Source organism: Polaromonas sp. P3_C2 (genome assembly GCF_056402675.1).
In genome coordinates this window covers 1-3941 of the sequence record NZ_JBFUGX010000399.1, presented here as the reverse complement: position 1 = coordinate 3941, position 3941 = coordinate 1, and the positions used below count along the sequence as shown (strand labels likewise).

Here is a 3941-nt window from a genome sequence, read left to right as displayed (position 1 = left end):
GGCACTGTCTACCGCCCACATTACTCACCTTGACCAATACGCGATAGCCCTGTGCATCAGTAGGTCCGAAATCCTTCATGGGTTCGTCGTCTATCGCTTGCGCGGCAGAGTAACGACGAGTCACCTCCTTGATAGTTGCTTCGTCCACACCTTCGGCCATCAGCCTTGTTTCCGTTCTAGTCAGTGTGTCCGCGGGTACTTTGTAAAGGGGTTCCTTTCGGAATTTGACTTCGATATCGTTGATGCTGCTTTTGATGTCCTGCATCTGTGCCGACAGATCAGAATATGAACTGCGCAACTCAGCTGGCAAGAACCGCATGGCCCATAGGTAAACGAGCAGGAAGCCGAAAAATGCGAAAGAARTGGCAATGACGATGCCAGGCGTTCCATTGCCGGCACTAGTGCTTCCCGAAATCGCCTGCGTCAACCACACCCCAAGGACGTTGGAGCGCTCTTCGATGGCTCTCAAATTCACCAGGCTCAGACCCACAATCATCGTTGTCAGCCAATCGGCGATGCGTTCCAAACTCGTATTGGGGCGGATCCCCTGCTGCGGTTTCTCGCCATTGCCTTCTTTCACCTGCACGCCTGCACCGCCCCAGTTGGGCGATCCAAACAGCAACCCGAGCATCCCACCAGCCGAAAAGGCACCGACGCATGCAAGCACGGCCACAAATCCACCGGTAAGACTGTTCCAACCTCCGGTACTGCGCGACGCCAAACCATACATGAAGGCGCAAAGGAGACCGATAAGCGAAGAGAAGGCAATGACCACAATGGCCAACGCAACCTGAGAATTGTTGTTGTTTGGCGCAAGGATCCTCCACCCGAATCGTAAAACTCGGAGCCGACACGTCACACATCCTTTGTTAAACATGGCAGTTAGTCCTTTCGCTTTTTACGCAGCGCCGAGCCGAAACCGCGGAAAGGGGAATCCTTTCGTTCAGGAATTGGCTGCGGAGATGGATGAGGACGCGGATCAGGATTCGGATTTCGGCCGATTGCAGATATCGATGACATGGTCTCTCCTTTTTAGCGTCGCGAGTTCTTCTTTGCTGAGCCGAATCCGCGAAATGGCGTTTCGGTTGTCGGCCGGTTATTTGGTGTCGGCGGTGAATGCGGAGGCGGAGGCGGAGGCGGAGGCGGAGGCGGAGGCGAGGGGGATTGGGTCGCGTCAGTCATCGTGAACTCCTATGTAAACATCGTTGCAGTGGTGCTGTTGCCGCAATAATTAAACGTCGATTGCCACTGCCTGTCATCCTCTAGATAGATGTCTAAAACACCCATCGCGGGCAATGCATTCCGGGTTGGTCAGTCACGGCTGAGGTCATCCTCCAATCGGAGGAGCTGTCAGGCAAGTCTWTGCCATACAAGACATATCGATTGATTCAGGCTGCAGTACGACGCTGGCCGACAGCCCTCATCCCAACCTTCTCCCAGAGGGAGAAGGAGTAACAGCCAAAGTCCTGAACGGACACCGACCAGCCTGTTTTCCTCCCGCGCTCCCTGGGAAATGGCGGCGCGATGGCTAGCAGCCTTCATGAGGGCAAAATGCCCCCATGAACTCCCTATCCGGCATCCGCATCCTCGACCTCTCCCGCGTACTCGCAGGCCCCTGGTGTACCCAGACACTCGCCGACCTCGGCGCCGACGTCATCAAGATTGAACGGCCCGGCACGGGTGACGACACGCGGACCTGGGGGCCGCCGTTTTTGAAGGATGCGCAGGGAGCGGATACCGAAGCCGCTTATTACCTGGGCACGAATCGCAACAAGCGCTCCGTCACCTGCGACATTGCCCAACCCGCAGGCCAGGCACTGGTGCGTGAGCTGGCGGCGCATTGCGATGTGTTTGTCGAGAACTTCAAGGTGGGCGACATGGCGCGCTATGGGCTGGACTATGCGTCGCTGAAAGCGATCAACCCGCGCCTGGTTTACTGCTCTGTCACCGGGTTCGGCCAGACGGGGCCTTATGCCGACCGTGCCGGCTATGACTACGCGATCCAGGGCATGGGCGGTCTGATGAGTGTGACGGGTGAGCGTGACGACCTGGGCGGCGGGCCGCAGAAGGTGGGCGTGGCGGTGGCGGATTTGATGACGGGGATGTATGCGACGGTGGCGATTCTTGCTGCGTTGCGCCATGCCGAGAAAACCGGTGAGGGCCAGCAGGTGGACATGGCACTGCTGGACACGCAAGTGGCGATGTTGGCCAACCTGGGCGCCAACTACCTGGTCAGCGGCAAGGCGCCGGGCCGTGCGGGCAATGCGCACCAGAACATCGTGCCTTACCAGGTGTTTGAAGTGGCCCCGGCCGCGGATGGCAGCAAAGATCACTTGATCCTCGCGGTGGGCAATGACTCGCAGTATGCGAAGTTCTGCGCGGTGGCCAACATTCCGGAGCTGGCCACCAACCCGCTCTTTGCCAAGAACCGCGACCGCGTGTTGAACCGCGGCCAGCTGGTGCCGATCCTGGAAGCGGTGATGAAAACGCGCAGCAAGGCCGACTGGCTGGGCGCGCTGGAAGCGGCCAAGGTGCCGTGCGGTGCCATCAACAGCCTGGCTGAGGTGTTTGCCGACCCGCAGATCGAGGCGCGCAAAATGGTCACCGAGTGGCAGCACCCGGTGAAAGATGACTTGAAGCTGGTCTCCAGCCCGATGCGCCTGAGCGCGACGCCGGTGCGCACCGACCTGCCGCCGCCGCTGCTGGGCCAGCACACCGAAGAGGTGCTGCGCGGCGTGCTGAACTATTCAGACGCCAAGCTGTCTGAACTGAAGGGTGGCAAAACCATTTGATGCAGCAACCTTCCACAAAGAGGTGACTCGATGAAACACAATTTTGTTCTGGTGCACGGCGCGTGGCATGGCGGCTGGTGCTGGCGGCGCGTGGCGCAGGCACTGCAGCTGGACCACCACAAGGTGTTCACGCCGACACTGACCGGCCTGGGCGAGCGCGCCCATTTGCTCTCACCCACGATCAACCTGGACACGCACATCAACGACGTGATCAACCTGATCGAAGCGGAAGAGCTGCACGAGGTGACGCTCGCGGTGCATTCCTATGCCGGCATGATCGGCACGGCCGTCACTGACCGCATGCCCGACCGCATCAAGCACCTGGTGTATGTGGATGCGGTGGTGCCCAAGCCCGGCGAGAGCTGGAGCAGCACGCAGGCCAGCGCCACGCAGCAGCAGCGCATGGCGGCGGCGCAAGCTTCACCCAGCTTCAGCTTTCCGGCGCCCGACCCGGAGGTGTTCGGCCTGCACGATGCCGACCGTGAATGGGTCAAGCGCCGACAGACGCCGCACCCCGGCAATACCTACCAGGCACCGCTGGACTTTGACGTGAAGCGCGTGGCCGCTGTGCCGCGCACCTTTGTCAGCTGCACGCAGCCGGCACTGGCCACGATTGAGCCGAGCCGGCTGCGCGTGAAGGACGCCAAGTTCTGGGACGGTGCATGGCTGCCGAATTCGCGCGTGGTGGAGATCAAGACYGGCCATGACCCCATGATCAGCGAACCGGCTGCGCTGACGAAGATTTTGCTGGAAAGCGCTGAATGACCCTGGTGAGCCGCCGCCAGTTCACTGCCGTGCTGGCAGCCGGGCTGGCCGTGCCCCAGCTCGCGCTGGCCAAAGACACGGCCCTGCCTGTGCCGGCCTCTTTGCCGGCGGCCGCTGGAATCGCCTTCGCCAAAAATGAACCACTGGTGCTGTTGGTCAGCCTGCCCGGCTGCCCCTTCTGCGAACTGGTGCGGCGCAACTACCTGTTGCCGGGGCAACGCGATGGCAGCCTGCACGCCTGGCAGCTCAACATCAGCGACCGCGCGACACCGCTGACCGGCTTTGACGGCCAGGTGACGACGGCCGCCGCCCAGGTTGCGGCATGGAAGGCCGGCTTCACCCCCACGGTGCTGTTTCTGGGCCCGGCCGGGCAAGACCTGGCGG

4 protein-coding genes are annotated in these 3941 nt (G+C 61.0%); 3 read left to right on the top strand and 1 reads right to left on the bottom strand.

Going from position 1 to position 3941, the window contains the following annotated elements; translation table 11 throughout:
- Positions 1–784, bottom strand: a 784-nt coding sequence (locus tag AC1DWI_RS15875) for a hypothetical protein (RefSeq protein WP_477725187.1), incomplete at its 3' end; no start/stop codon positions are given.
- Between the two features lie 775 nt (positions 785–1559).
- Here AC1DWI_RS15875 and AC1DWI_RS15870 point away from each other — a divergent pair.
- The 3 genes from AC1DWI_RS15870 to AC1DWI_RS15860 all read left to right on the top strand — a co-directional run.
- Positions 1560–2792, top strand: a complete 1233-nt coding sequence (locus AC1DWI_RS15870; protein ID WP_477668879.1) for a CaiB/BaiF CoA transferase family protein — start codon at positions 1560–1562, stop codon at positions 2790–2792.
- 30 nt (positions 2793–2822) lie between these two features.
- Complete coding sequence (locus tag AC1DWI_RS15865) at positions 2823–3557, top strand: alpha/beta fold hydrolase (RefSeq protein WP_477668880.1); 735 nt, start codon at positions 2823–2825, stop codon at positions 3555–3557.
- A partial coding sequence (locus AC1DWI_RS15860) for a thioredoxin domain-containing protein (protein ID WP_477725186.1) occupies positions 3554–3941 on the top strand: 388 nt, incomplete at its 3' end. The genes AC1DWI_RS15865 and AC1DWI_RS15860, both read left to right, overlap by 4 nt.

Bases quoted from the DNA above. Each gene is read 5' to 3' on its own strand.
- AC1DWI_RS15870 (WP_477668879.1), top strand. From the start codon at position 1,560: ATGAACTCCCTATCCGGCATCCGCATCCTCGACCTCTCCCGCGTACTC.